The 22,103-nt window shown below is 59.5% G+C and carries 34 protein-coding genes; 3 read left to right on the top strand and 31 right to left on the bottom strand.

Annotation, left to right across the window (positions count from 1 at the left end; all coding sequences use genetic code 11):
• Positions 1 to 97: 97 nt before the first annotated feature.
• The 25 genes from K3759_RS02730 to rpmC form a co-directional block, all read right to left on the bottom strand.
• Entirely contained in the window at positions 98 to 811 is a 714-nt protein-coding gene (locus tag K3759_RS02730; protein ID WP_259984209.1) for an ATP12 family chaperone protein, read from the bottom strand.
• Positions 808 to 1,491, bottom strand: coding sequence for an HAD-IA family hydrolase (locus K3759_RS02725; RefSeq protein ID WP_173487725.1), 684 nt, complete (start codon positions 1,489 to 1,491; stop codon positions 808 to 810). The genes K3759_RS02730 and K3759_RS02725 overlap by 4 nt, the downstream gene beginning before the upstream one ends.
• Positions 1,488 to 2,534 carry an RluA family pseudouridine synthase gene (locus K3759_RS02720; protein WP_259984208.1) on the bottom strand — a complete coding sequence of 349 codons (1,047 nt, stop codon included), beginning with the start codon at positions 2,532 to 2,534 and terminating at the stop codon, positions 1,488 to 1,490. Before K3759_RS02720 ends, K3759_RS02725 begins: the two co-directional genes overlap by 4 nt.
• Positions 2,531 to 2,884: a CrcB family protein gene (locus K3759_RS02715; RefSeq protein WP_259984207.1), complete on the bottom strand. Its 354-nt coding sequence runs from the start codon at positions 2,882 to 2,884 to the stop codon at positions 2,531 to 2,533. Before K3759_RS02715 ends, K3759_RS02720 begins: the two co-directional genes overlap by 4 nt.
• 31 nt (positions 2,885 to 2,915) lie before the next feature.
• Entirely contained in the window at positions 2,916 to 4,223 is a 1,308-nt protein-coding gene (locus K3759_RS02710) for a replication-associated recombination protein A (protein ID WP_259984206.1), read from the bottom strand.
• Between the two features lies 1 nt (position 4,224).
• Positions 4,225 to 5,598: a trypsin-like peptidase domain-containing protein gene (locus K3759_RS02705; RefSeq protein ID WP_259984205.1), complete on the bottom strand. Its 1,374-nt coding sequence runs from the start codon at positions 5,596 to 5,598 to the stop codon at positions 4,225 to 4,227.
• Between the two features lie 126 nt (positions 5,599 to 5,724).
• Positions 5,725 to 6,141: a 50S ribosomal protein L17 gene (gene rplQ / locus K3759_RS02700; protein ID WP_259984204.1), complete on the bottom strand. Its 417-nt coding sequence runs from the start codon at positions 6,139 to 6,141 to the stop codon at positions 5,725 to 5,727.
• A 163-nt stretch (positions 6,142 to 6,304) separates the two neighbouring features.
• Positions 6,305 to 7,321 carry a DNA-directed RNA polymerase subunit alpha gene (locus K3759_RS02695; RefSeq protein WP_007118862.1) on the bottom strand — a complete coding sequence of 339 codons (1,017 nt, stop codon included), beginning with the start codon at positions 7,319 to 7,321 and terminating at the stop codon, positions 6,305 to 6,307.
• A 114-nt stretch (positions 7,322 to 7,435) separates the two neighbouring features.
• Positions 7,436 to 7,825 (bottom strand): 30S ribosomal protein S11, encoded by a 390-nt coding sequence (rpsK, locus tag K3759_RS02690; RefSeq protein WP_007118861.1) that lies wholly within the window; start codon positions 7,823 to 7,825, stop codon positions 7,436 to 7,438.
• Between the two features lie 15 nt (positions 7,826 to 7,840).
• Positions 7,841 to 8,209: a 30S ribosomal protein S13 gene (gene rpsM / locus K3759_RS02685; protein ID WP_259984203.1), complete on the bottom strand. Its 369-nt coding sequence runs from the start codon at positions 8,207 to 8,209 to the stop codon at positions 7,841 to 7,843.
• Between the two features lie 261 nt (positions 8,210 to 8,470).
• A complete protein-coding gene (locus K3759_RS02680) occupies positions 8,471 to 9,118 on the bottom strand; it encodes an adenylate kinase (protein WP_259984202.1) in 648 nt (215 codons plus the stop codon).
• Positions 9,115 to 10,497 carry a preprotein translocase subunit SecY gene (secY, locus tag K3759_RS02675; protein ID WP_259984201.1) on the bottom strand — a complete coding sequence of 461 codons (1,383 nt, stop codon included), beginning with the start codon at positions 10,495 to 10,497 and terminating at the stop codon, positions 9,115 to 9,117. Before secY ends, K3759_RS02680 begins: the two co-directional genes overlap by 4 nt.
• A 120-nt stretch (positions 10,498 to 10,617) precedes the next feature.
• Positions 10,618 to 11,100 (bottom strand): 50S ribosomal protein L15, encoded by a 483-nt coding sequence (gene rplO / locus K3759_RS02670; RefSeq protein ID WP_259984200.1) that lies wholly within the window; start codon positions 11,098 to 11,100, stop codon positions 10,618 to 10,620.
• 147 nt (positions 11,101 to 11,247) lie between these two features.
• A complete protein-coding gene (locus K3759_RS02665; RefSeq protein WP_259984199.1) occupies positions 11,248 to 12,216 on the bottom strand; it encodes an acyltransferase family protein in 969 nt (322 codons plus the stop codon).
• A gap of 130 nt (positions 12,217 to 12,346) precedes the next feature.
• On the bottom strand, positions 12,347 to 12,535 hold the full coding sequence (gene rpmD, locus K3759_RS02660) for a 50S ribosomal protein L30 (protein WP_259984198.1): 189 nt from the start codon (positions 12,533 to 12,535) through the stop codon (positions 12,347 to 12,349).
• A gap of 2 nt (positions 12,536 to 12,537) precedes the next feature.
• Complete coding sequence (gene rpsE, locus K3759_RS02655; protein ID WP_007118855.1) at positions 12,538 to 13,119, bottom strand: 30S ribosomal protein S5; 582 nt, start codon at positions 13,117 to 13,119, stop codon at positions 12,538 to 12,540.
• Positions 13,120 to 13,287: 168 nt separating this feature from the next.
• Positions 13,288 to 13,647: a 50S ribosomal protein L18 gene (gene rplR, locus K3759_RS02650; protein ID WP_259984197.1), complete on the bottom strand. Its 360-nt coding sequence runs from the start codon at positions 13,645 to 13,647 to the stop codon at positions 13,288 to 13,290.
• A gap of 11 nt (positions 13,648 to 13,658) precedes the next feature.
• Positions 13,659 to 14,192: a 50S ribosomal protein L6 gene (gene rplF / locus K3759_RS02645; RefSeq protein ID WP_259984196.1), complete on the bottom strand. Its 534-nt coding sequence runs from the start codon at positions 14,190 to 14,192 to the stop codon at positions 13,659 to 13,661.
• A gap of 10 nt (positions 14,193 to 14,202) precedes the next feature.
• Positions 14,203 to 14,595 (bottom strand): 30S ribosomal protein S8, encoded by a 393-nt coding sequence (gene rpsH, locus K3759_RS02640; protein ID WP_259984195.1) that lies wholly within the window; start codon positions 14,593 to 14,595, stop codon positions 14,203 to 14,205.
• A gap of 12 nt (positions 14,596 to 14,607) precedes the next feature.
• Positions 14,608 to 14,913, bottom strand: a complete 306-nt coding sequence (rpsN, locus tag K3759_RS02635; RefSeq protein WP_007118851.1) for a 30S ribosomal protein S14 — start codon at positions 14,911 to 14,913, stop codon at positions 14,608 to 14,610.
• Positions 14,914 to 14,931: 18 nt separating this feature from the next.
• Positions 14,932 to 15,495: a 50S ribosomal protein L5 gene (gene rplE, locus K3759_RS02630; protein ID WP_259984194.1), complete on the bottom strand. Its 564-nt coding sequence runs from the start codon at positions 15,493 to 15,495 to the stop codon at positions 14,932 to 14,934.
• On the bottom strand, positions 15,488 to 15,799 hold the full coding sequence (rplX, locus tag K3759_RS02625; protein ID WP_259984193.1) for a 50S ribosomal protein L24: 312 nt from the start codon (positions 15,797 to 15,799) through the stop codon (positions 15,488 to 15,490). The genes rplE and rplX overlap by 8 nt, the downstream gene beginning before the upstream one ends.
• 2 nt (positions 15,800 to 15,801) lie before the next feature.
• Positions 15,802 to 16,170, bottom strand: a complete 369-nt coding sequence (gene rplN / locus K3759_RS02620; RefSeq protein ID WP_007118848.1) for a 50S ribosomal protein L14 — start codon at positions 16,168 to 16,170, stop codon at positions 15,802 to 15,804.
• Positions 16,171 to 16,233: 63 nt separating this feature from the next.
• On the bottom strand, positions 16,234 to 16,479 hold the full coding sequence (rpsQ, locus tag K3759_RS02615) for a 30S ribosomal protein S17 (protein WP_007118847.1): 246 nt from the start codon (positions 16,477 to 16,479) through the stop codon (positions 16,234 to 16,236).
• A gap of 14 nt (positions 16,480 to 16,493) precedes the next feature.
• The gene (rpmC, locus tag K3759_RS02610) at positions 16,494 to 16,697 is read right to left on the bottom strand and encodes a 50S ribosomal protein L29 (protein WP_007118846.1); all 204 of its coding nucleotides are present in this window, start codon (positions 16,695 to 16,697) and stop codon (positions 16,494 to 16,496) included.
• A 333-nt stretch (positions 16,698 to 17,030) separates the two neighbouring features.
• On the opposite strand from rpmC, the gene K3759_RS02605 reads away from it, so the two are divergent.
• A complete protein-coding gene (locus K3759_RS02605) occupies positions 17,031 to 17,651 on the top strand; it encodes a TIGR02466 family protein (RefSeq protein WP_040700482.1) in 621 nt (206 codons plus the stop codon).
• A gap of 3 nt (positions 17,652 to 17,654) precedes the next feature.
• A complete protein-coding gene (locus tag K3759_RS02600; protein WP_259984192.1) occupies positions 17,655 to 18,239 on the top strand; it encodes a hemerythrin domain-containing protein in 585 nt (194 codons plus the stop codon).
• Positions 18,240 to 18,258: 19 nt separating this feature from the next.
• Here the strand turns inward: K3759_RS02600 and K3759_RS02595 are convergent, their stop codons facing one another.
• Positions 18,259 to 18,459 (bottom strand): hypothetical protein, encoded by a 201-nt coding sequence (locus K3759_RS02595; RefSeq protein WP_132444193.1) that lies wholly within the window; start codon positions 18,457 to 18,459, stop codon positions 18,259 to 18,261.
• Between the two features lie 144 nt (positions 18,460 to 18,603).
• Here K3759_RS02595 and K3759_RS02590 point away from each other — a divergent pair, with 144 nt between their 5' ends.
• Positions 18,604 to 19,176 (top strand): NYN domain-containing protein, encoded by a 573-nt coding sequence (locus K3759_RS02590; protein ID WP_259984191.1) that lies wholly within the window; start codon positions 18,604 to 18,606, stop codon positions 19,174 to 19,176.
• Between the two features lie 71 nt (positions 19,177 to 19,247).
• Here the strand turns inward: K3759_RS02590 and rplP are convergent, their stop codons facing one another.
• From rplP to rplB, 5 genes are read right to left on the bottom strand one after another with little or no spacing between them, the layout of a single operon-like run.
• The gene (gene rplP, locus K3759_RS02585) at positions 19,248 to 19,661 is read right to left on the bottom strand and encodes a 50S ribosomal protein L16 (RefSeq protein ID WP_007118841.1); all 414 of its coding nucleotides are present in this window, start codon (positions 19,659 to 19,661) and stop codon (positions 19,248 to 19,250) included.
• 13 nt (positions 19,662 to 19,674) lie between these two features.
• Complete coding sequence (rpsC, locus tag K3759_RS02580; protein ID WP_067936359.1) at positions 19,675 to 20,382, bottom strand: 30S ribosomal protein S3; 708 nt, start codon at positions 20,380 to 20,382, stop codon at positions 19,675 to 19,677.
• Positions 20,382 to 20,762: a 50S ribosomal protein L22 gene (rplV, locus tag K3759_RS02575; protein WP_067267968.1), complete on the bottom strand. Its 381-nt coding sequence runs from the start codon at positions 20,760 to 20,762 to the stop codon at positions 20,382 to 20,384. Before rplV ends, rpsC begins: the two co-directional genes overlap by 1 nt.
• A gap of 3 nt (positions 20,763 to 20,765) precedes the next feature.
• Positions 20,766 to 21,044, bottom strand: a complete 279-nt coding sequence (gene rpsS / locus K3759_RS02570) for a 30S ribosomal protein S19 (protein WP_007118838.1) — start codon at positions 21,042 to 21,044, stop codon at positions 20,766 to 20,768.
• A 3-nt stretch (positions 21,045 to 21,047) separates the two neighbouring features.
• Positions 21,048 to 21,890 carry a 50S ribosomal protein L2 gene (gene rplB / locus K3759_RS02565; protein ID WP_067625855.1) on the bottom strand — a complete coding sequence of 281 codons (843 nt, stop codon included), beginning with the start codon at positions 21,888 to 21,890 and terminating at the stop codon, positions 21,048 to 21,050.
• Positions 21,891 to 22,103 lie beyond the last annotated feature (213 nt).

Raw genomic sequence — 22,103 nt, 5'->3', positions numbered from 1 at the left:
TGAAGGCAGTGTGGGCGGATTCAGGTTTGAAGGTCAAGGGCGCGATGGGCAAATTTAGGACGCGTTTTCCGCATCAGGCCGGAAAGCTTTTACCAAGTTAAGCAGCTTTGGAAAGTACAATCATTGCACATGCATCTAAAAATGCCTGGCGCTTGATTTCGGCCTCTTCCTCGGCCACTTCATCACGGCCCCATTGCTCGGCCTGCCAGTTCTCATCAAGCCGCGAAAGCGCCCATATTTCGTCGGGATCAAAGGCCTGCTCAAGCGCGGCAAAGCCCAAGATAAGCGATCCGGTCAGGCTCACAAGGTCGTGGAAAGCGGCCAGTTGAAAGGCATCTAGTGCAGCCGTCCTGCGGTGCAGTTCTGCCAAGGCTTCGGGGGATTGGGGCTGGTGCATGATGCCTTGCCGGGTCCTCAAGCTGACGCCGAGGGTTGTGGCGGCCCAAGCCAACATCGGATCCCACTCAGCGGCCTGTCGCGCCACCAATTCTTCGGGGCTGTCGGCGCGATAACACAGCAGATCACTGTCGCCATAGGCGGCCAGCATATCAACGACCTCATCCTTTTGCACCGCGACCTTATCAATCGCCGCATTTGCAGTCTTGGTCACTGGCATGGTGCGCGGATCAATCTGCTTGTCCTGCGCCTGCCATTCGGCGGCCACAGCCTCGGCCATGGTGCGTGTCGGCAGGGTCAACGGGCGCTTGGCTGGCGTTTTCACGCGGCGGCCATCCAGTTCGACGGTAAAACCGCCATCAACCTCGACCACGGCAGCATCTTTCCAAAAACGCTTCGCTTTCCAGTCAGTCATGCGGGAATGCTCCAGATCTGTTCCAGCAAAGCAGGCAATGCCGAGAAATTCTCAACAAGATGCGTGGCAGCAGCCAGCCGTTCCGGGCCGTGATAGCCCCATTTCACGCCGATCCCGGTCACCCCGGCAGCGGCGGCCATATCCATATCGAAAGAAGTGTCGCCGATCATCACCGTTGCGTCCGGCCCCACACCGGCATCGGCCATCGCCTGATGGATCATTGAGGGGTGCGGCTTGGAGGGGTGAAAATCCGCGACCTGTTGGGTGATGAACAGCCCCTCCAGCCCATGCCCGGCGATCAGCTTATCCAGCCCGCGTTTCGATTTGCCGGTGGCAACGCCCAAAAGCACTTCCGGTTCGTCATGAAGATGCCGCAACGTCTCCAGCGCGCCGGGATAAAGCGGTGAGGATTGCGCCACGCCCGCCTCGGCCCGCAGGGACATATAGGCGCCCTTGTAGGCCTCCACCATCACGAGGTGATCCCCGGTAGAACGCGTCGGGGCCAATACCGTCATCGCCACATCAAGCGACAGACCAACAATCGACAGGACTTCGGCCCGCGTAGGCGCAGGCGCTTCGACAGCGGCAAAGGCCGCCGTCATCGCCGCGACGATATCGCCCTGACTGTCGACCAGCGTGCCATCGACATCAAAGATCACCAAACGCAGCGGCTTGGTCATTGCAGCGACTCAAAGGGGTCTTCGTCGGCCAGATCTTCGGTCCAACCAAAGGTGTCCCAGCTATGCGCCATGTGATCGGGCAGTTCAGCCGTGATGGTGACCGATTTGCGGGTATGAGGATGCTCAAACCGCATCATCCGCGCATGCAGATGCAGCTTCTTCGAGATGATCCCGCCCAGTTGTGCGCCCCAGCCGTCGCCAAGGTTCTCTTGGCCTGAGCCGCCGTATTTACCATCACCGACGATCGGATGCCCGATCTCGGCCATATGCGCGCGCAGCTGGTGGGTGCGGCCCGTCACCGGCTCCATCGCCACCCAAGATGCCCGCGATCCCACGCGGAACAGCGTCGCGTAAAGCGTATGCGCGCGTTTTGCACCCGGCGTCACGTCCATGTCGCGCGGATGTACAGCGATCATCTTCTCGCCCTCGCCGCTGCGGCCATGACCGCCCGCTTTGACGAGGCCATATTTGATCTCGCCCAGATAAGGCGTCGGCACACCAGCCACGATGGCCCAGTAAATCTTGCGCGTCTCACGGTGCCGCATCGCCGCCGTCAGCGCCTTGGCCGCCAAACGGGTCCGCGCCAGCAGCAAGACGCCCGAGGTGTCCCGGTCGAGCCGATGCACCAGACGCGGCTTTTCCTCGGCGTCAAAAATCAGCGCCTCAGACAGCGCGTCAACATGACGATCCGCTTGGCCAGACCCACCCTGCACCGCCAAGCCCGGCGGCTTGTTCAGCGCAATCACATGCTCGTCGCGGTAGATCACGCAGTTGCGGATCATCTTGGCGTCGGCATCGGTGATCCGCGTCCGTTTGGGCGGCGGCGGTGGCGCACTGTCAGGCAGCGGCGGCACGCGCACCTCTTGGCCCGCTTCCAGCCGCGTGTTGGCCTTGACGCGGCCCCCATCGACACGGATTTCGCCCTTGCGGCACATCTTCTCAATGAGCCCTTGGTTGATCTGCGGAAACATCCGCTTGAACCAACGGTCAAGCCGCTGGTCGCCATCGCCTACGGCGACGGTAATGGTTTGTACGCGGCTCATGCCAACACCTCTCGGGCCACCCAGAGGCCCAGCAAACAGGCGGCCAGCGACAAGATCACCGAGGCCCCCACATATGAAAATGCGACCCCTGCACGGCCCGCTTCAAGCAGCCGCAGGGTATCGAGTGAAAACGCCGAAAAGGTCGTGAAACCGCCCAGCAGCCCGGTCATCAGGAAGGGCAGCAGCAGCGATGTCTTATCCGCCAGCACCCAGACCACGCCAATCGCCAGCGAGCCGGTGACATTGACTGCCAAAGTGCCGAACGGAAAGCCCACCGCGAGACCGACAAGGTACCGCAGGCTTGCGCCCAAAGCGCCGCCGAGGGCCACCATGATCAGTGTTTTCATCATCGACACCCCATCGCGCGGGCGCGCGCCGGAGTCAAGTTTTCCGCTTGGCCCTAAGCCCTGCAAAGTAATCCTGTCGCTTTTTCAACTCGCGCTCGAAACCGCGTTCGACCGGCTCGTACAGGCTGGGCCGCGCCATCGTATCGGGAAAGTAATTCTGTCCTGAAAACCCGTCCTCGGCATCATGGTCATAGGCATAGCCGCTGCCGTAGCCTTGCTCCTTCATCAGCTTCGTCGGCGCGTTCAGGATGTGTTTTGGCGGCGGCTCGGACCCGGTGCTGCGCGCGAGCCTGCGCGCATCCTTGTAAGCTTTGTATACGGCGTTAGATTTCGGCGCGAGGCAGATGTAGGTCAGCGCCTGCGCGATCGCGAGCTCCCCTTCGGGGCTGCCAAGGCGTTCATAGGTCTCCCAAGCCTGAAGGCAAAAGGCCTGAGCCTGCGGATCGGCAAGGCCCACGTCTTCGACCGCCATGCGGGTGATCCGCCGCATCAGATAACGCGGGTCCTCGCCCCCCTCCAGCATCCGCCCCAGCCAATAGAGCGCCGCATCGGGGTCAGACCCGCGCATGGACTTATGCAGGGCGGAAATGAGGTTGTAGTGCGAATCGCCCGATTTGTCGTATTGCGCCGCGCGGCGCATCAGGCGTTTCGATAGCCCCGCCTTGTCGAGCGGCGCATCGCCCTTCCACGCTGTCACCTGTTCGATCAGATTGAGCAGCGCACGCCCGTCGCCATCGGCCATTTCCAACAGCGCCTCGCGGGCATCTGGTTGCAGCGGCAAGGGTTTGCCCAACTCCTGCTCGGCCCGCTGCGCGAGCCGCTCCAGATCGTCATGCGGCAGACGTTCCAGCACCAGCACCTGGGCGCGGCTCAGCACAGCGGCATTTAGCTCAAAACTGGGGTTTTCTGTCGTGGCCCCCACCAGGAGAATTGTGCCATCTTCCATATGCGGCAGGAAGCCGTCCTGCTGCGCCTTGTTGAAGCGGTGGATCTCGTCCACGAAAAGCAGCGTCCCCCGCCCCTGTCGCCGCCGCAGTTTCGCCGCGTCGAAAACCTTGCGAAGTTCAGGCACGCCGGAGAATATCGCGCTAATCTGGACAAAGTGCAGGTCGGTCTCATCCGCCAGAAGCCGTGCGATGGTGGTTTTACCCACCCCCGGCGGCCCCCAAAAGATCAGCGACGACAGCGCACCGGAATCCAGCATGACCGTCAATGGCGCATCCGGGCCAAGCACTTGGTCCTGCCCGATCACTTCGGACAATGCGCGCGGGCGCAAGCGATCTGCCAAGGGGCGGTGCCCGCTTTCTGCCACCGCCTCGCCGTCGCCGAATAGATCCGCCACGCTACCCCCTAAACCGCAGAGCGACACGCCGGTCGCCGCGTTGAATGACCATCTGAATGCGCCGCACCTCGCCCGATAACAGGGCAACCAAGGTGCGGGTCTCAGCCACCTCTACCCCATTCACAGACAAGATCACATCACCGTCCCGGAGCCCGACGAGCGGGCCAAAGCGGCCGCCATCCATCACCACGACGCCACTGCTCTCCAGCGGCAGGTTAAGCTCGGAAATTACCGCCGGATTGATCCGCGCGGCCCGCAACCCCGGCAAAAGGCTCCGCGCACCCAGCGTAACCTCGGCGCGGTCGGGTTCATCCGGCGCGGCGATCAGCGCCACGGTCATCTCTTGCGGCACCCCATCGCGCATCACGCCGATCCGCGCAGAATGGCCCAGACCGGCGACTGACATGCGGTAGATCATCTCGGACGAGGTATTCACCGCTTGGCCATCCACGCTGACGATAACATCCCCGACCCGCAGCCCCGCCGCGTTAAAAGGACTGGCGGCATGCAGCCCTGACACAATGATCCCCCCGGGCCGATCCAACCCCAAAGGCCCCGCCATATCTGCATCCACCGGCTGACCCGCCAATCCCGCCCAAGGCCGGTTGAACATCGCCTCCCCTGCGCGCGCCTGTTCGACAAAGGCCGCGACCAGATCGGCGGGGATGGCAAAGCCGATGCCGTTGCTGGCGCCTGAGCGGGTCAGGATCGAGGTGTTCACTCCAATCAGCCGCCCCTGCATGTCGATCAGCGCGCCTCCGGAGTTGCCGGGGTTAATCGGCGCATCGGTCTGAATGAAATAACCTTGCCCGCCATTATTCGCCGCGCCGGACCGGGCAAGGCCCGAGACGATGCCGCTCGAAACAGTCTGGCCCACACCGAAAGGGTTGCCGATAGCCAAGGTAAGTTCGCCCACCTCGACCGCATCACTGTCGCGCAATTCAAGGAACGGCAGGTCTTCTGCACCCTCCAGTTTGAGAATCGCCAGATCGCTGTCAGCATCCCCCAAAAGCACATGGGCGTTGAATTCGCGGCGGTCGTTCAGCACCACGCGAATATCGGTCGCGGTGCCGACGACATGGTAGTTGGACACGACAATGCCATCCGCCGAAAGAATCACCCCTGAACCAAGTGAGTTCTGCACCCGGGGCCGTTCTGAAAAAGGATCACGGAAAAACCGCTCAAAAAACGGATCGCGTTGAAGCGGTGTGCGCTGCGGCTCGGTCATAATGCGGGCGTAGATGTTGACAACTGCGGGCGTGGCTTGTTTGACCAGCGGCACGAAACTTAGCTGCATCTGGGCGGCGGAACTGGGCACCTGCTGCGCGGCCAGAGGGGCGGCAAGCAGCATTAGGATCATCGCGAAATATCTCATGCCCTCAGATATGCGCAGTCGGTTTGGCTGCTGCAACTCCCATTTGGAAGAAGCCTGAAATATCCCTGCCCCAACGAAAAAGCCCCGCCAAATGGCAGGGCTTTCCAATCCGCAATCTGCGAAATTTTATTCTGCGGCTTCTTCTTCAGCCAGACGTGCTTTGTCTGCGGCGCCTTTGGCGTCGCGGTCGCGGTCGACGAATTCGATGATCGCCATCGGTGCCATGTCACCATAGCGGAAGCCAGCTTTCAGAACGCGAACGTAACCACCTTGGCGGTCTTTGTAGCGCGGGCCGAGGATGTCGAACAGTTTTGTGACATACTGGTCTTCTTTCAGTTTCGACGCGGCCTGACGACGGGCGTGCAGATCGCCACGTTTGGCCAGCGTGATCATCTTTTCGATGATCGGCTTCAGTTCCTTGGCTTTCGGCAAGGTTGTTTTGATTTGCTCATGCTCGATGAGCGAGCCTGCCATGTTCGAGAACAGCGCCTTGCGGTGTTCATGTGTACGGTTCAGGCGGCGGTATCCACGTGCGTGACGCATTGTCTTACTCCAATCGTGATGCCCTCTACGGGCGGTTTTGCTTTGTCTGGCCCGCGATGCGTGTCACGGGCTCTCCTTGGGGCTTGCGCCCGGTCGTAACGGTGCCCGATTTCTTTTGAAGAAATCGGCCCGGAAACTTTGAAAGTTTCCGGGTCCGTGTCTCTTAGAACGAATCCTCGAACTTCTTGGCGAGGTCTTCGATGTTTTCTGGCGGCCAGTCCTCGACGTCCATGCCAAGGTGCAGACCCATGCCCGACAGCACTTCCTTGATCTCGTTCAAGGACTTGCGGCCAAAGTTCGGCGTGCGCAGCATTTCGGCTTCGGTCTTCTGGATCAGGTCGCCGATATAGACGATGTTGTCGTTCTTCAGGCAGTTCGCCGAACGGACCGAGAGCTCCAGCTCGTCGACTTTCTTGAGCAGCAGCGGGTTGAACTCAAGACCATCGTCGTCGTCCTGACGGGACGCCGATTCCGGCTCGTCGAAGTTGACGAAGATGCCCAGTTGGTCCTGCAAGATGCGCGCGGCGAAGGCCACGGCGTCATCCGGCGTGATGGACCCGTCTGTTTCCACTTTCATGGTCAGCTTGTCATAGTCCAGCACCTGGCCCTCACGGGTGGGCTGCACGTCATAAGAGACCTTCTTGACCGGCGAATAGATCGCGTCGATCGGGATCAGGCCAATGGGCGCATCTTCGGGCTTGTTCTTGTCAGCCGAGACATAGCCCTTACCGGTGTTGACGGTCAGCTCCATGTAGACATCTGCACCATCGTCGAGGTGGCAGATCACATGCTCGCGGTTCAGAATCTCGATACCGGCGGATTCGGAGATGTCACCGGCAGTGACAACGCCCGGACCCTTCGCAGAGATCGACAGGCGTTTGGGCCCTTCGACTTCCATGCGCAGGCTGACGCCTTTGAGGTTCAGGATGATGTCGGTCACGTCTTCGCGCACACCGGCCACGGAGGAAAACTCGTGCAGCACGTTGTCGATCTGCACGGATGTGATCGCCGCACCCTGCAGCGACGACATCAGCACGCGGCGGAGCGCGTTGCCGAGCGTCAGGCCAAAGCCCCGCTCCAGCGGTTCTGCCATAACAGTTGCCTGACGGGCTGGGTCATTGCCCGGCTTGACGTCAAGCTGTTGCGGCTTGATCAATTCAGCCCAATTTTTGTGGATCATGCGTCCCTCCATCCTTGTTTGTGCCTCATGTCCAAATGACACAAACGCTCGAGGTTTCTGAAAAGCGGTATGGGGCCGTGCAAATCACGCGGCCCCACATAGCAAATTACTGTCTTAAACGCGGCGGCGCTTCGGCGGGCGGCAACCGTTGTGGGCCATCGGGGTCACATCACGGATCGAGGTGATGTTGAAACCGGCAGCCGCCAGTGCGCGCAGTGCGGATTCACGGCCGGAACCGGGGCCTTGCACTTCAACTTCCAGCGTCTTGACGCCGTGATCTTGAGCCTTACGGCCTGCATCTTCGGCGGCCATCTGAGCTGCGTAAGGTGTCGATTTACGCGACCCTTTGAAGCCCATGGTGCCAGCAGAAGACCATGCGATTGCATTGCCCTGCACATCCGAGATCAGGATCTTGGTGTTGTTGAAGGAGCTGTTCACATGCGCCACACCTGCGGCGATGTTCTTGCTGACCTTACGCTTGGTCTTTGTCTTATCGCGTGCCATTGATCAGACCCTCCCTTATTTCTTCTTGCCAGCAATGGCCTTAGCGGGGCCTTTGCGGGTGCGAGCATTGGTGTGGGTACGCTGACCACGGACTGGCAGGTTACGACGGTGGCGCAGGCCACGGTAGCAACCAAGGTCCATCAGGCGCTTGATGTTCATCTGCGTGTCACGACGCAGGTCGCCTTCGACGGTGTAGTTGGCGTCGATGTGCTCACGCACGGCCAGAACTTCAGCGTCGGACAGTTCGTTAACCCGACGGGTCGCGTCGATGCCAACGGCTTCGCAGATGGCTTTGGCGGAAGCGTTGCCAATACCGGTGATGTAAGTGAGGGCGATCGGAACCCGCTTTGCAGTCGGGATGTTTACGCCGGCAATACGTGCCACGTTAGCTATTCCTTTTCGTTGCGGGTCCGTCGTTCCAGACCCTTTTTTCACAACACAAGCCCGAGGCGATAGGGCCATCGGGCTGAGGCTGATCAGGTGATCTTGCGGGGTCGAGAAATTCCCTTGCCGCAATTTGATTCTCTTGCGAGATAGGGGTGACTATGAGGTTTTGCGCAGGGCGTCAAGGCTTGCGCAAAACTGTGCTGTCATCGGGCCGTTCCGGGAGGGAGACCTTGGCCCCCCGCCCTCTCAACGGATCAATCAGGCATCAAGAATGCCTGCAATTTCGCCGCGCACTTCGTCGATCTTGCCCAGACCATTCACACCGCTCAGCATGTCTTTGGCATAGTAGTAACCAATCAGCGGCGAAGTCTGTTTATAGTAGGCCATCAGACGGGTCTTGAGGCTTTCTTCATTGTCGTCGGCGCGGCGTTTGAACTCGGTCCCGCCGCAATTGCTGCATTTCCCATCTTCGGGGATCGGCTTGGTCAGGTCGTTGTAAACCTCACCGCAGCTTGCGCAGGTGGAGCGGGCGGTGATGCGGGCGACCAGCGCTTCATCGTCGACCTTCATCTCGATCACGGCGTCGAGGGTCTGACCTTCTTGCGCCATCAACTCGGCCAGCGCGTCGGCCTGTGCCAGCGTGCGGGGGAAGCCGTCAAAGATAAAGCCGCCATGCTTGGCCTTGTCGGTCAGCTTCTCGCGGATCAGGCCGATAACAATCTCATCGGTAACCAGCGCGCCACGGTCCATAACGTCCGCGACGATCTTGCCCATCTCTGTGCCGCTGTCTTTCGCTTCACGCAGCATGTCGCCGGTGGAGAGTTGGACCATATTGCGGGTCTCGACCAGATGACGTGCTTGGGTGCCTTTGCCTGCGCCCGGAGGCCCGAGTAGAATAATGTTCATCGACGTACGGGGCTCCGTTTCTTGCGTGTACCTTTGCCTTTGCCTGCACCTTTACCGCGCAATTGCGAGCGTTCAAGCAAACCTTCGTATTGATGCGCGAGCAGATGGCTCTGCACCTGTTGAATGGTGTCCATCGTCACCGACACGACGATCAGCACCGATGTGCCGCCGAAGTAGAAGGGAATGGCGAACTGACCACGCAGAATTTCCGGAAGAACACAGACCGCAGCGAGGTAGAACGAGCCCAAGACCAGAATGCGGTTCACGACATACTCAAGATACTCGGCGGTGCGCTTCCCCGGACGGATGCCCGGCACGAAACCGTTCTGGTTCTTGAGGTTGTCGGCCACGTCATCGGGTTTGAAGCTGACGTTGAACGTATAGAAATAAGCGAAGAAGACGATCATCGCCACGAAGAACAGCAGGTAGAGCGGTTGGCCGGGGCCGAAGTTCGCCAAAAGCCAAGACATCACTGGGCTGGTGGAGTTGCCCGAGAAAGTGCTGACCGTCACCGGCAGAAGCAGCAGCGAAGAGGCAAAGATTGCCGGGATCACGCCTGCGGGGTTCACTTTGATCGGAAGGTGCGACGTGCCGCCGTCATACATCTTCATGCCGACTTGGCGACGGGGGTACTGAATATGAATCTTGCGCAGCGCGCGTTCCATGAAGACCACGAACATGATCGTTACGATCACCATGACCAACACGCCCACAATCACCGCAGGGCTGATGGCGCCTGAGCGGCCCGAAGCAAAGAACTGCGCGATGGCGGCCGGAACTTCGGCGATAATGCCGACGAAGATGATCAGCGAGATACCGTTGCCGATGCCGCGCGCGGTGATCTGCTCACCGAGCCACATCAGGAACATAGTGCCGCCGACGAGCGTGATCATACAGGCTGCAATGAAGGAAAAGCCCATCTGCCCATCAGCCACGATGTCACCGGCCTGAAGGCTGACGGCAAGGCCGTAGGACTGCAAGGTCGCCAGCGCCACGGTGCCGTAGCGCGTGTACTGGTTGATCTTCTTGCGCCCCTGCTCGCCCTCTTTCTTCAGCTGCTCCAGCGCCGGAACCATGGAGGTCAGCAGCTGAACGATGATTGAGGCAGAGATATAGGGCATGATGCCCAGTGCGAAGATACCCATCCGGCCAAGTGCGCCGCCGGTGAACATCGACACCATACCGCCGATGCCTTGGCCCGCGCTCTCCATGAAGTCACGCAGCGCCCCACCGTCGATGCCAGGCACCGGGATAAAGGTGCCAAGGCGGTAGACGATAAGCAGCCCGAGCGTGAACAGGATCCGGTTGCGCAGGTCTGTTGCCTTGCCCAATGCGGACCAGCTCGTGTTCGCGGCCATGTTTTCGACGGCAGATACCATGAGGGGTCTCTTCTCTTGTTGCGAAAACGCCGCCCAGAGCCGTTCTCCGGCGGGCGGCGTTCGGGAAAACTTGAGGTTATGTAAGCGGCTGACGCGCCGCTCACAAGCCTTAAGGCCGCTTTACTCAGATGCCTCAGCAGCCTTCGGAGCCGCCACGGTCACCTTGCCGCCTGCCTTTTCGACCGCTTCGATGGCGGACTTGGAGGCGCCAGCGACGTTCAGGTCGATCTTGGAGGTGATGTCACCCTTGGCCAAAACGCGGATACCGTCCAGCTCACGGCGGACCAGACCGGAAGCGATCAGCGCGGCACCGTCGATGGTGTTGCCAGCGTCGAGCTTCTTGGCGTCGATGAATTTCTGGATCAGGCCCAGGTTCACAACGGCGTAGGACTTGCGGTTCGGCTTGTTGAAGCCACGCTTGGGCAGACGCTGGTAGATCGGCATCTGGCCGCCTTCAAAGCCCTTGATCGCCACGCCGGAACGGGACTTTTGACCTTTGATACCACGGCCACCCATTTTACCCTTGCCAGAGCCGGGGCCACGGCCAACGCGCATACGCTTCTTGGTTGCGCCTTCGTTGTCGGAAAGTTCGTGCAGTTTCATGTCGCTTCTCCTTTTGCCGGAAATGGCCCCCAGCGACGGGAGTGGCCAAACGCGGCGTTTGATGATTCGAGACATCTCAAGAGACATCACCGGGCGCGTATAGGCCAACGACGTCGCCGGTTCAAGGGCCAGCCCCGGCCTGCGCCCTCACAAGCCCAGCATTACCTGCACGGGCTGCCCCCGCACCCCCCGATAGGCCAGATACGGCAAACCAAGTCCGACAGCGGTGCCGACCACCAAATGCACAGCCACATCCGTCACCCCGGTCATCAGCAACACCTCCCGCACCGCAGCGGAGAAGATTGTATGCATGACGTAGATCGCCAGCGATGCGCTGCCAATGCGCTGCAGCCACTGCCCCCAGATTAACGGGCGCCAGTCCGAGGCCCCGCTCAGCGCCACCGACAGGCACAGAAGAATTGCCAACGCATGGCCCGCGCCATAGACCGTGGTCGCGGCTAAAACGATCAGCAGCACCGCCAATGCGGCTGCGGCCCCAGCGAGCGGCGGCGGGGCCACCCTGTCGGCAAACCCCGAAAGCGCGAGACCGGCAAGGAAATACGGCAGATGTATCAGGGCAGGCTGAAGCCACGGCCCGAGGTAGCCCCATGCGCCCGCAGTGCCGAGCGCCACCAGCGTCGCCGCAGCCGCGCCAAGCCTGACCCGATGCGGCAGCCAGTTCCGCGGCACCGCCCAGATCACAACCCCCATCACGATGTGGAGCAAAAATAGCGCCCAGAGAAACCAGAAATGCGCCAGTGGCGGAAACGGGATAAGCGGAAAACTAGTGAGGGAGGCCGTCTCGTTCTGGGCGTCCCCGGCCAGCATTTTGATGCCAAAGAATATCCACGTCCACAGCGCCAGCGGCCACAGCAGGCGGACAAGACGGCCGGCTGCAAAGCCGCCCAGCGTGCCGAAGGGTCGAGACTGTAGAAATACGAGGCCTGATAAAAAGAAGAACAGCGGCATGTGGAAGGCGTAGATTGCAGCGTCCACAGCGTCAAAGACAGGCTGAGGAATCGCCAGCCCGCTCGCATCGACACCGCGCCATGCGTGGCCAAAGACAACAAGGATGATCCCCAGTCCCTTGGCCTGCTCGATCCAACGAATGCGCAAACGATCACCTTGGTTCAAAACCGTATGATGCCGCAGATTCAGTTAGATTTGAAAAAAAGTTCCATCTATCTACTAAAAATGGCCAGCGCTGGTGACGCTGGCCATTCGAATATCCGGAAGAAAAGGCGGTTCAGCCTTTTTCTTCGACGATCTCAACCATGTGCGAGACCTTGTTGATCATACCGCGGACGGAAGGCGTATCTTCCAGCTCACGGGTACGACCCATTTTGTTCAGACCCAGGCCAACCAAAGTTGCCTTTTGCTTGGCGGGGCGGCGGATCGGCGAGCCGATCTGCTTGATTACGAGTGTTTTGGCCATGCTTATGCCTCCTCAGCCACTTGTGCGGAGGACTCTACGTTGTCTTCACGCTTGGGCAGAATGTCAGCCACTTTCTTGCCGCGACGCTGCGCGACAGAACGGGGCGATTGCTCTTTTTTCAGACCGTCCAGAGTGGCGCGGATCATGTTGTAGGGGTTCTGCGAACCGATCGACTTGGACACAACGTCTTTCACGCCGAGCATTTCGAAAACGGCACGCATTGGACCACCGGCGATGATACCAGTACCTTCAGGGGCTGTCCGCATCACAACTTTGCCGGCGCCGTGGCGGCCGTGCATGTCGTGGTGCAGCGTGCGGCCTTCGCGCAGTTGCACGCGGATCATCTGACGCTTGGCTTGCTCAGTCGCCTTGCGGATGGCCTCGGGTACTTCTTTCGCTTTACCCTTACCAAAGCCGACGCGGCCTTTCTGATCGCCCACGACCACGAGTGCGGCGAAGCCGAAACGCTTACCACCCTTAACAGTCTTGGACACGCGGTTGATCGCGACCAGACGGTCAGCGAATTCCGGGGTTTCGTCGCGTTGGTTGCGGCGGTTGCCCCCACGGTTGTCATCTCTTGCCATCTGGCATCTTCCTTTTTCTGTGGCCCTGAGGCCCTTAGGATCAATCCTGGTGAGCCCTTGGCCCCCGGATCATCGAGAGGGCCAATCTGGCCCTCTTCGCAGGAAAGCTATGCGCGGGGCACAGCCTCCATATGAAAGCGGGTGCGCGGTTCCCCACGCACCGCACAATCAGATCTTCAAACCGCCTTCACGCGCGGCGTCGGCCAGAGCCTTCACCTTGCCGTGGAAGAGGAAGCCGCCACGGTCGAAGTAAGCTTCTTCCACGCCGGCCTTTTTGGCACGCTCGGCGATCAAGGCGCCGACTTTGGTCGCCGCTTCGATGTTGTTCTTGCCAACAACGCCCAGATCCTTCTCCAGCGTGGAGGCGGAGGCCAATGTTACGCCGTTCACATCGTCGATCAGCTGAGCCGAGATGTTCTTGGACGAACGGTGTACCGACAGGCGCATGCGCCCGGCGTTCACTTTGCGGAGTTTGTTCCGAACGCGCATGCGGCGTTTCAGGAACAGCTGTCTTTTGGTGTTTGCCATCTTTCCGTTCCTTACTTCTTCTTGCCTTCTTTGCGGAACACGAACTCACCCTTGTAGCGGATGCCTTTGCCCTTATAGGGCTCGGGCTTACGCCAAGCGCGGATGTTCGCAGCGACCTGACCAACAAGCTGTTCGTCAATGCCTTCCACAATGATTTCGGTCTGCTTCGGTGCTGTCACGGTGACGCCTTCGGGCGCAACGTAGTCAACATCGTGGCTCAGGCCGAGGTTCAGTTTCAGCGTGTTGCCATTGACGGCCGCACGATAACCAACACCCTGGATTTCCAGCTCCTTCTTGAAGCCCTGCGTGACACCGGTCACGAGGTTTTCAATCATGGTGCGGGACATGCCCCACTGCTGACGTGCGCGCTTGGACTTGCCGCGCGGTGTCACAGAGATTGCATCGTCTTCGACCGTCAGGGTCACGTCGTCAGTTGCACGGAAGCTGCGGGTGCCCTTGGGGCCCTTCACTTCGATCGTCTGACCGCTCACCGATGCCGAGACGCCCGAAGGCATGGCGACAGGTTTCTTACCAATACGAGACATTGTCTTCTCCTTAGAATACGGTGCAGAGCACTTCGCCGCCAACATTGGCAGAGCGTGCAGATGCGTCCGACATCACACCTTTGGAGGTGGAGACAATCGACACACCGAGGCCCTGACGGACAACGGGAATGTCATTGACGGCCATGTAGACGCGACGACCGGGCTTGGAAACCCGCTTCAGTTCGCGAATGACAGGCTCGCCTTCATAGTACTTAAGGCTGATCTCGATGGCGGGGTGGCCATCGGCGCCCGTCACCTTTTCGTAGCCGCGGATGTAGCCTTCGTCGGCAAGCACGTCCAGCACCCATGCACGCAGCTTGGAAGCTGGTGTGATGACGGTGGATTTGCCGCGCAGCGAAGAGTTACGGATGCGTGTCAGCATATCTGCGATAGGATCGTTCATCTGATGCGCTCCTTACCAGCTCGACTTGACCATGCCGGGGATCTGGCCCGAAGAGCCAAGGTCCCGCAGCGCGATCCGCGAAATTTTCAGTTTACGATAGTAGGCGTGCGGGCGGCCCGTCAGCTGGCAGCGGTTGTGCAGACGCACAGCAGAGCTGTTGCGCGGCAGTTTCGCCAGTTTCAGGGAAGCGCGGAAACGCTCTTCCATCGGTTTGCTTTCGTCGCTCACGATCTCTTTCAGAGCCGCGCGCTTCTCAGCGTACTTCTTGACCAGTGCTTCGCGCTTCTTCTCGCGCTCAATCATGGATTTCTTAGCCATTTCTAATCCTTCCCGCGCTTATGAATTGAAGGGCATGTTGAAAGCTTTCAACAGCGCCTTGGCTTCAGCGTCGGTTTTCGCCGTGGTGGCGATCACGATGTCCATACCCCAGGTCTCGTCAACTTTGTCGAAGTCGATCTCGGGGAACACGATATGCTCTTTCATGCCCATGGCGTAGTTGCCACGGCCGTCAAAGCTTTTGCCCGGGATGCCGCGGAAGTCGCGGATACGGGGCATTGCAATCGTGATCAGACGGTCAAGGAATTCGTACATGCGGTCACCGCGCAGGGTCACTTTCGCACCCAGCGGCATTTCCTCACGAACGCGGAAACCAGCGATGGATTTCTTGGCCACGGTTGTCAGAGCCTTTTGGCCTGCAATCGCGGTCAGGTCTTCCTGAGCCGACTTGGCTTTTTTGCTGTCGCGTACGGCTTCGGCACCACAGCCGATGTTCAGAACGATTTTATCCAGACGCGGGATCTGCATGTCGTTCTTGTAGCCGAATTCCTCTTTCAGGGCGGCGCGGATCTTCTCGCGGTATTCAGCCCGAAGACGGGGTGTGTAGGTTGCGGTATCAAGCATCGATCACGTCCCCCGTGGTCTTGGCAAAGCGTACTTTCTTGTCGCCTTCGATTTTGAAACCTACGCGGGTGGCTTTGCCGTTGGCATCCACCAGTGCGAGGTTGCTCAGGTCGATCGGCATCGCCTTGGGGATGCGGCCGCCCTGAGATGTCTGAGTCTGGCGCGTGGCGCGGATGGCGATTTTCACACCATCGACGATTGCCTTGCCGGACTTCGGGTCAACGGACGAGATGGTGCCCGTCTTGCCTTTGTCCTTACCGGACAGCACGATGACCTTGTCACCTTTGCGAAGTTTAGCAGCCATGATTACAGCACCTCCGGAGCGAGCGAGATGATTTTCATGAAGTTCTTCGCACGCAGTTCACGAACAACCGGCCCGAAGATACGGGTGCCGACAGGCTCGTTGTTGTTATTCAGGATAACAGCAGCGTTGCGGTCGAAACGGATGGCGGTGCCATCGTCACGACGAACTTCTTTGGCGGTGCGAACGACGACGGCCTTACGGACGTCGCCCTTTTTCACACGACCGCGAGGGATGGCTTCCTTGACCGACACGACAATGATGTCGCCGACGGATGCGTACTTACGCTTGGAACCACCCAGGACCTTGATGCACTGAACACGGCGCGCGCCGCTGTTGTCAGCAACATCCAGGTTGGTCTGCATCTGGATCATTTGGTTTCTCCCGACCTTCTGGGGGGCGATGCGGCCCTCATCCCAGGGTTTCGTTTAAGGGGTTCAGGCTTCGGCTGTTTCCGAAGTCAGAACTTCCCAACGTTTGGTTTTCGACTTGGGTGCACATTCGATGATGCGAACAGAATCGCCCACTTTGAATGTGTTGTTCTCGTCGTGAGCCCGGTACTTCTTGGACTTACGGATGGTCTTTTTCAGAACCGGGTGTGTAAAGCGGCGCTCTACGGAAACGGTTACTGTCTGTGCGTTGGCGTCCGATGTCACGGTGCCTGTAAGGATACGCTTGGGCATTTTTCAGGCTCCTCTTATTCGGCTGCCGCAGCAGCGGCTTTTTGGTTCAGCACGGTGTGGACACGGGCCACGTCACGCTTAACGGTCTTCAAACGCGCGGGGTTCTCCAGCTGGCCGGTGGCCTGCTGGAAACGCAAGTTGAAGGATTCTTTTTTCAGGTTCACAAGCTCGTCGCGGAGCTGGTCCGGCGTCTTGTCGTGCAGTTCGCTGGCTTTCACGGCCTCTTCCTTTCAACATCACCAGTAGGCCCCTGTGGGGTGACCATGATTCTGGTGGAGTTCATGATGAAAGGTGCCAATACGCGGGGTGCCGCCATAACGCAACCCCTTATGCGGGATTGCGCAGTGAATGCGCTAAGGGCCGCGCCTGACCTTGGGAAGGCGTCACGTCTTTTGAGTTTGGCGGGTCACCTCAAGGGACGCAACCCTGTTGTCAGTTGCAACGTTGCAAAGCGCCTTCCCGGGGGGAAGGTCAGGCGCGGCCCGTGCATGCGGCACGCGCCAAGAGATAATAGGCTCGCCAAGCGCTCGAAGCGTCGATAAATAAAGCCCATGTCAAACATCAAATCGCTTTTCGCCACCCGCCTCTATCACGCCGCCCTGTCGGCCCATGGAAAACCCATCGATACCGATGAGTTGGCCGCCTCCTGTTTCTCCATTGCCGAGGATGACGAGGCCGGTCAGGACTGGTGCGAAGAGAACGGCTATGCAGGCTACACGTCTTACGCGTCGCTTGACGACCTGCCCTACCGCTTTCCGATCTTCAAGGATCTGGTCGCCGTGCTGGATAAACATGTCGCAGCCTTCGCCAAAGACCTCGAGTTCGATCTGGGTGACCGCAAGCTGGTGCTGGACTCCCTGTGGCTCAACATCCTGCCCGAGGGCGGCATCCACACCTCACATATCCATCCCCATTCGGTGATTTCGGGCACGACCTATGTGACCATGCCCGAAGGCGCCAGCGCGATCCGCTTTGAGGACCCGCGCCTGCCGATGATGATGGCCGCCCCCGGCCGGGTGAAGGACGCCCGCGAAGAGTTGCGGCCCTTTATATATGTCGCGCCCGAGGCGGGTGACGTGCTGCTGTGGGAAAGCTGGCTGCGCCATGAGGTGCCGATGAATATGATTGAGGAAGATCGTGTCTCGGTCTCGTTCAACTACAACTGGGCCTGACCCATGGCCGAGGACGCAAGCGCCCTCCCCCTGTCGGATCTGACGATCGACCCCGCGACCCGGCCACCCTTGCCCGACATGGGCGAGGTATCCGAAGCCCAACGGCAGGCCGGGCGGCATCTTGCGGCGATCCACCACCATTACCTCAGTGACCTATCCCAAATCGCAAAGGTGATGACCCGTATCGAGGCCGGCGATGCGCCCCCGGCCGATCTTGCGCATATCGTTCTGCACAGCCAGATGTCGCAGAACTTCGCCGCTGCAGGCACGCTCTGCGGACAACAGTGCTGGGCGCTGACAATGCACCACAACATCGAAGAACAAAGCATATTTCCGCAGTTGCACGCCCGCGGGTCTGAACCGGTGCGCGCAATCGTGGACCGGTTGCGTGCCGAGCATAAGGTGGTTCACGCGCTCCTAGAACGGCTTGGCGTTGCGGCAGGCGGATTAACCGAGGCACCAACGCCCGCGCAGTTCGCCGAAACCCGCGCGATCTTTGACCAACTGGTCTCTGTGGTCCGGTCGCATTTCAAATTCGAAGAGACCGCCCTAGCCGAAGCATTGGGCGTCTATCAGGTGGACATCTGAGGGGCCGCCATGGCGGTCGCTATTTCAGCTTCTTCGCCGCTTCTTCCTGCGCCTTCACCGCCGCTTTCTCTTCCTTGGTTAGCTTATTGCCCCACTGATTATTGCTCAGCCCTAAATCACTGGGCATCGGCTTGGTCTTGCCCTTCTTTACCTCCCCGCCCTTGTCGAGAAAGGCGCGGATGAGATCTTCGTCGGTGTTTGGTTTCGGCACGTGCTTCATTGGGTTGGGCCTTTCCTGCCGCAGGAGGTTGGGCCAAGGCTACCTAGATTAAAGCCCAATAGCTAGAGTTGAGAGTGCCGCTTGCCCCGCCTGCGCGTTTAGTGAACACTCAACCTTAAGCTTTATTTGAGTATTTCCCTGCCGATGTTTGTTCCGTTCCTCCTGCTCTTCATGTCCCTCGCCCTGACCACCGCCGCCGCGTCTACGCGAGGGTATGAAGACTTCGGTCTGCTGGGCGCGCTTTGCGTCATTGCCAGCGCTATCCTGCTGCTACGGTCTCTGCGCAACACGACGCATAAGCGCAAGAAGTGGGTCATCGTCGACGGCTCCAACGTGATGCATTGGCAGTCAGGCGCGCCGAACATCAAGGTCGTGCGCGAGGTTGTCGATGTGTTGCGCGCGCGCGGTTACACCCCGGGTGTCGTATTTGATGCCAACGCGGGGTATCTCCTCGCGGGTCGCTATCAACATGACAAAGCGTTCAGCCGCCAGCTCGATCTACCAGTGGATCGGGTGATGGTCGTGCCCAAGGGCACCCCTGCTGACCCCTACATCCTCCAGTCCGCGCGAGACTACGGAGGGCAGGTCGTGAGCCGGGATCAGTTCCGCGACTGGGCAGATGCCCACCCGGAAATCGCTGAGCCGGGACACCTCATCAAAGGCGGTTACCGAAGTGGGAAGCTTTGGCTTGATCTTGAAAACGAAGCACTCACCTGACAAAGCAAAACCCCCGCCGATCGCTCGACGGGGGCTTTATTTCTTTAACCACCCCATGCGGGGCTGCGGGCTTACCAGTCCTCGCGGACGACAACCCGGGTCTTGATCGGCAGCTTCATGGCTGCCAGACGCAGGGCTTCGCGCGCCACGTCTTCACCGACACCGTCGATTTCGAACATGATGCGGCCCGGCTTGACCTTGGCTGCCCAGAAGTCGACGGAACCTTTACCCTTACCCATACGAACTTCGACGGGCTTGGAGGTGACCGGTACGTCCGGGAAGATGCGGATCCAGACACGGCCCTGACGCTTCATGTGACGTGTCATGGCGCGGCGTGCCGCTTCGATTTGACGGGCGGTAACCCGCTCCGGCTGCAGTGCCTTCAGGCCGTAGGTGCCAAAGTTCAGGTCAGACCCGCCCTTTGCCAAACCTTTGATCGAGCCCTTAAACTGCTTGCGGAATTTAGTACGCTTTGGTTGAAGCATTTGTCATTCCCCCTTAACGACGACCGCCGGCACCGCGAGGTGCTGGGCCGTCTTGGAGTTCCTGTGCCTTACGGTCACGCGCGGCGGGGTCATGTTCCATGATCTCGCCTTTGAAGATCCATGTCTTGATCCCGATGATGCCGTAAGCGGTGGCCGCTTCGACATGTGCGTAATCGATGTCGGCACGCAATGTGTGCAGAGGCACGCGACCCTCACGGTACCATTCGGTACGCGCGATTTCGGCCCCACCAAGACGACCCGCGAGGTTCACGCGGATGCCCAGTGCGCCCATGCGCATGGCGTTCTGCACGGCACGTTTCATGGCGCGGCGGAAAGACACCCGGCGCTCCAGCTGCTGTGCAATGCTCTCACCAACCAGATGTGCGTCCAGCTCGGGCTTGCGAACTTCAACGATGTTGAGGTGCAGTTCCGAGTTGGTCATCTTGGCAATCTTCTGGCGCAGCGTCTCGATGTCCGCGCCTTTCTTGCCAATGATGACACCAGGGCGTGCTGTGTGGATCGTAACGCGGCACTTTTTGTGCGGACGTTCGATGATCACACGGGCGATACCGGCCTGGTGGCACTCTTTCTTGATGAAGTCGCGGATTGCGAGGTCTTCAAGCAGAAGATCACCGTAATCCTTGGTGTCGGCGTACCAGCGGCTGTCCCAGGTGCGGTTCACCTGAAGACGCATACCGATCGGATTGACTTTGTTACCCATCAGGCTTGCTCCTCAACTTGACGCACTTTGATCGTGATCTCGGCAAACGGCTTGATGATCTTGCCGAACCGGCCACGGGCACGCGGGCGACCGCGCTTCATGGTCAGGTTCTTACCGACATAGGCCTCGGCCACGATGAGCTCATCGACGTCCAGGTTGTGGTTGTTCTCGGCGTTGGCAATCGCGGACTGAAGGCATTTCTTCACGTCCTGCGCGACCCGCTTCTTGGAGAAGGTGAGGTCGGTCAACGCCTTGTCCACGGATTTACCACGGATCAAAGCTGCAACCAGGTTCAGTTTCTGCGGGCTGGTGCGAAGCATGCGCAGTTTTGCCATTGCTTCGTTGTCTGCCACGCGGCGGGGATTCTTATCCTTGCTCATGGCTTATTTCCGCTTCGCTTTTTTGTCGGCGGCATGACCGTAGTAGGTCCGAGTCGGGGAGTACTCACCGAACTTCTGACCGATCATGTCTTCGCTGACGTTGACAGGGATGTGCTTATGACCGTTGTACACGCCAAACGTCAGACCCACGAACTGGGGCAGGATCGTGCTGCGGCGCGACCAGATCTTGATCACTTCGTTACGGCCGCCCTCGCGGGAAGCCTCTGCCTTTTTGAGGACATAAGAGTCAACAAAAGGACCTTTCCATACTGAACGAGCCATGAATTAACGCCCCTTCTTCTTGGCGTGACGCGAGCGGATGATAAGCTTGCTGGACGCTTTGTTCTTGTTGCGGGTCTTGGCACCCTTCGTCGGCTTACCCCAAGGAGTAACCGGGTGACGACCACCAGAGGTCCGGCCTTCACCACCGCCGTGCGGGTGGTCGATCGGGTTCATCACCACACCACGTACAGAAGGACGGATGCCCTTGTGACGCATGCGGCCCGCTTTACCGTAGTTCTGGTTGGAGTTGTCGGGGTTGCTGACGGCACCAACGGTGGCCATGCATTCCTGACGCACGAGACGCAGCTCGCCGCTGCTCAGACGGATCTGAGCGTAGCCACCGTCACGACCCACGAACTGGGCGTAGGTGCCGGCGGCACGTGCGATCTGACCGCCCTTACCGGGCTTCATCTCGATGTTGTGGACGATCGTACCGATTGGCATGCCCGAGAAAGGCATCGCGTTACCGGGCTTGATGTCCACTTTGGCGCCGGCGATGATCTTGTCGCCGATGGCCAGACGCTGGGGGGCCAGGATGTAGGCCTGCTCGCCATCTTCGTACTGGATCAGTGCGATGAAAGCGGTCCGGTTGGGGTCATATTCGATCCGCGCGACAACAGCGGACATGTCCAACTTGTTACGCTTGAAATCAACGATACGGTAGAGGCGCTTTGCACCACCACCTGTACGACGCATTGTGATTCGTCCGGTGTTGTTCCGACCGCCAGATTTGGTCAAACCCTCAGTAAGGGCTTTGACCGGGCGGCCTTTCCACAGCTCCGAACGGTCGATCAGTACCAGTCCACGCTGGCCTGGCGTCGTCGGTTTGTACGACTTGAGTGCCATGTTCTCTGTCTTCCGTTTGCTTGGCACGCTTGCATCGAGATGAAAGCGCGTTGGTTGTAGGGCCCCGAAGGTCCCCTGTAGGAGTGGTGAATGGGCGTTATACCTCTTACGAGGCAGGCAGCCCAACCACCGGGATCGTTCAAATAGCCAAACCCCGGACGAATCCGGGGTCTGAGCCGATGTGGCGACCTAGCAGGTTCGTTCCAGCCCGTC

This window comes from Sulfitobacter sp. W027 (assembly GCF_025143985.1).
Lineage (GTDB): Bacteria > Pseudomonadota > Alphaproteobacteria > Rhodobacterales > Rhodobacteraceae > Sulfitobacter.
This window is presented reverse-complemented; position numbering and strand designations above follow the sequence as displayed.

What these genes read in the sequence shown, in the direction of transcription:
- rpsN (WP_007118851.1), bottom strand. Translation starts at nt 14,913, where the DNA reads ATGGCTAAGAAATCCATGATTGAGCGCGAGAAGAAGCGCGAAGCACTG.
- rplP (WP_007118841.1), bottom strand. Translation starts at nt 19,661, where the DNA reads ATGCTTCAACCAAAGCGTACTAAATTCCGCAAGCAGTTTAAGGGCTCG.
- K3759_RS02720 (WP_259984208.1), bottom strand. Translation starts at nt 2,534, where the DNA reads ATGAGCCGCGTACAAACCATTACCGTCGCCGTAGGCGATGGCGACCAG.
- K3759_RS02595 (WP_132444193.1), bottom strand. Translation starts at nt 18,459, where the DNA reads ATGAAGCACGTGCCGAAACCAAACACCGACGAAGATCTCATCCGCGCC.
- secY (WP_259984201.1), bottom strand. Translation starts at nt 10,497, where the DNA reads ATGGTATCTGCCGTCGAAAACATGGCCGCGAACACGAGCTGGTCCGCA.
- rpmD (WP_259984198.1), bottom strand. Translation starts at nt 12,535, where the DNA reads ATGGCCAAAACACTCGTAATCAAGCAGATCGGCTCGCCGATCCGCCGC.
- K3759_RS02695 (WP_007118862.1), bottom strand. Translation starts at nt 7,321, where the DNA reads ATGATCCACAAAAATTGGGCTGAATTGATCAAGCCGCAACAGCTTGAC.
- K3759_RS02600 (WP_259984192.1), top strand. Translation starts at nt 17,655, where the DNA reads ATGGCCGAGGACGCAAGCGCCCTCCCCCTGTCGGATCTGACGATCGAC.
- rplN (WP_007118848.1), bottom strand. Translation starts at nt 16,170, where the DNA reads ATGATCCAGATGCAGACCAACCTGGATGTTGCTGACAACAGCGGCGCG.
- K3759_RS02730 (WP_259984209.1), bottom strand. Translation starts at nt 811, where the DNA reads ATGACTGACTGGAAAGCGAAGCGTTTTTGGAAAGATGCTGCCGTGGTC.
- K3759_RS02590 (WP_259984191.1), top strand. Translation starts at nt 18,604, where the DNA reads ATGTTTGTTCCGTTCCTCCTGCTCTTCATGTCCCTCGCCCTGACCACC.
- rplV (WP_067267968.1), bottom strand. Translation starts at nt 20,762, where the DNA reads ATGAGCAAGGATAAGAATCCCCGCCGCGTGGCAGACAACGAAGCAATG.
- rplX (WP_259984193.1), bottom strand. Translation starts at nt 15,799, where the DNA reads ATGGCTGCTAAACTTCGCAAAGGTGACAAGGTCATCGTGCTGTCCGGT.
- K3759_RS02705 (WP_259984205.1), bottom strand. Translation starts at nt 5,598, where the DNA reads ATGAGATATTTCGCGATGATCCTAATGCTGCTTGCCGCCCCTCTGGCC.
- rpsE (WP_007118855.1), bottom strand. Translation starts at nt 13,119, where the DNA reads ATGGCAAGAGATGACAACCGTGGGGGCAACCGCCGCAACCAACGCGAC.
- rpsH (WP_259984195.1), bottom strand. Translation starts at nt 14,595, where the DNA reads ATGAACGATCCTATCGCAGATATGCTGACACGCATCCGTAACTCTTCG.
- rpsC (WP_067936359.1), bottom strand. Translation starts at nt 20,382, where the DNA reads ATGGGTAACAAAGTCAATCCGATCGGTATGCGTCTTCAGGTGAACCGC.
- rplB (WP_067625855.1), bottom strand. Translation starts at nt 21,890, where the DNA reads ATGGCACTCAAGTCGTACAAACCGACGACGCCAGGCCAGCGTGGACTG.
- rpsS (WP_007118838.1), bottom strand. Translation starts at nt 21,044, where the DNA reads ATGGCTCGTTCAGTATGGAAAGGTCCTTTTGTTGACTCTTATGTCCTC.
- rplQ (WP_259984204.1), bottom strand. Translation starts at nt 6,141, where the DNA reads ATGCGTCACGCACGTGGATACCGCCGCCTGAACCGTACACATGAACAC.
- rpsK (WP_007118861.1), bottom strand. Translation starts at nt 7,825, where the DNA reads ATGGCACGCGATAAGACAAAGACCAAGCGTAAGGTCAGCAAGAACATC.
- rplF (WP_259984196.1), bottom strand. Translation starts at nt 14,192, where the DNA reads ATGTCTCGTATTGGTAAGAAACCTGTCGCCATGCCTTCGGGCGTCTCG.
- K3759_RS02605 (WP_040700482.1), top strand. Translation starts at nt 17,031, where the DNA reads ATGTCAAACATCAAATCGCTTTTCGCCACCCGCCTCTATCACGCCGCC.
- K3759_RS02715 (WP_259984207.1), bottom strand. Translation starts at nt 2,884, where the DNA reads ATGATGAAAACACTGATCATGGTGGCCCTCGGCGGCGCTTTGGGCGCA.
- rplO (WP_259984200.1), bottom strand. Translation starts at nt 11,100, where the DNA reads ATGAAACTGCACGAACTTTCCGACAACGAAGGCGCAACCAAGAAGCGT.
- rpsQ (WP_007118847.1), bottom strand. Translation starts at nt 16,479, where the DNA reads ATGCCCAAGCGTATCCTTACAGGCACCGTGACATCGGACGCCAACGCA.
- rplE (WP_259984194.1), bottom strand. Translation starts at nt 15,495, where the DNA reads ATGCTTGATACCGCAACCTACACACCCCGTCTTCGGGCTGAATACCGC.
- K3759_RS02725 (WP_173487725.1), bottom strand. Translation starts at nt 1,491, where the DNA reads ATGACCAAGCCGCTGCGTTTGGTGATCTTTGATGTCGATGGCACGCTG.
- rplR (WP_259984197.1), bottom strand. Translation starts at nt 13,647, where the DNA reads ATGGCAAACACCAAAAGACAGCTGTTCCTGAAACGCCGCATGCGCGTT.
- K3759_RS02680 (WP_259984202.1), bottom strand. Translation starts at nt 9,118, where the DNA reads ATGAACATTATTCTACTCGGGCCTCCGGGCGCAGGCAAAGGCACCCAA.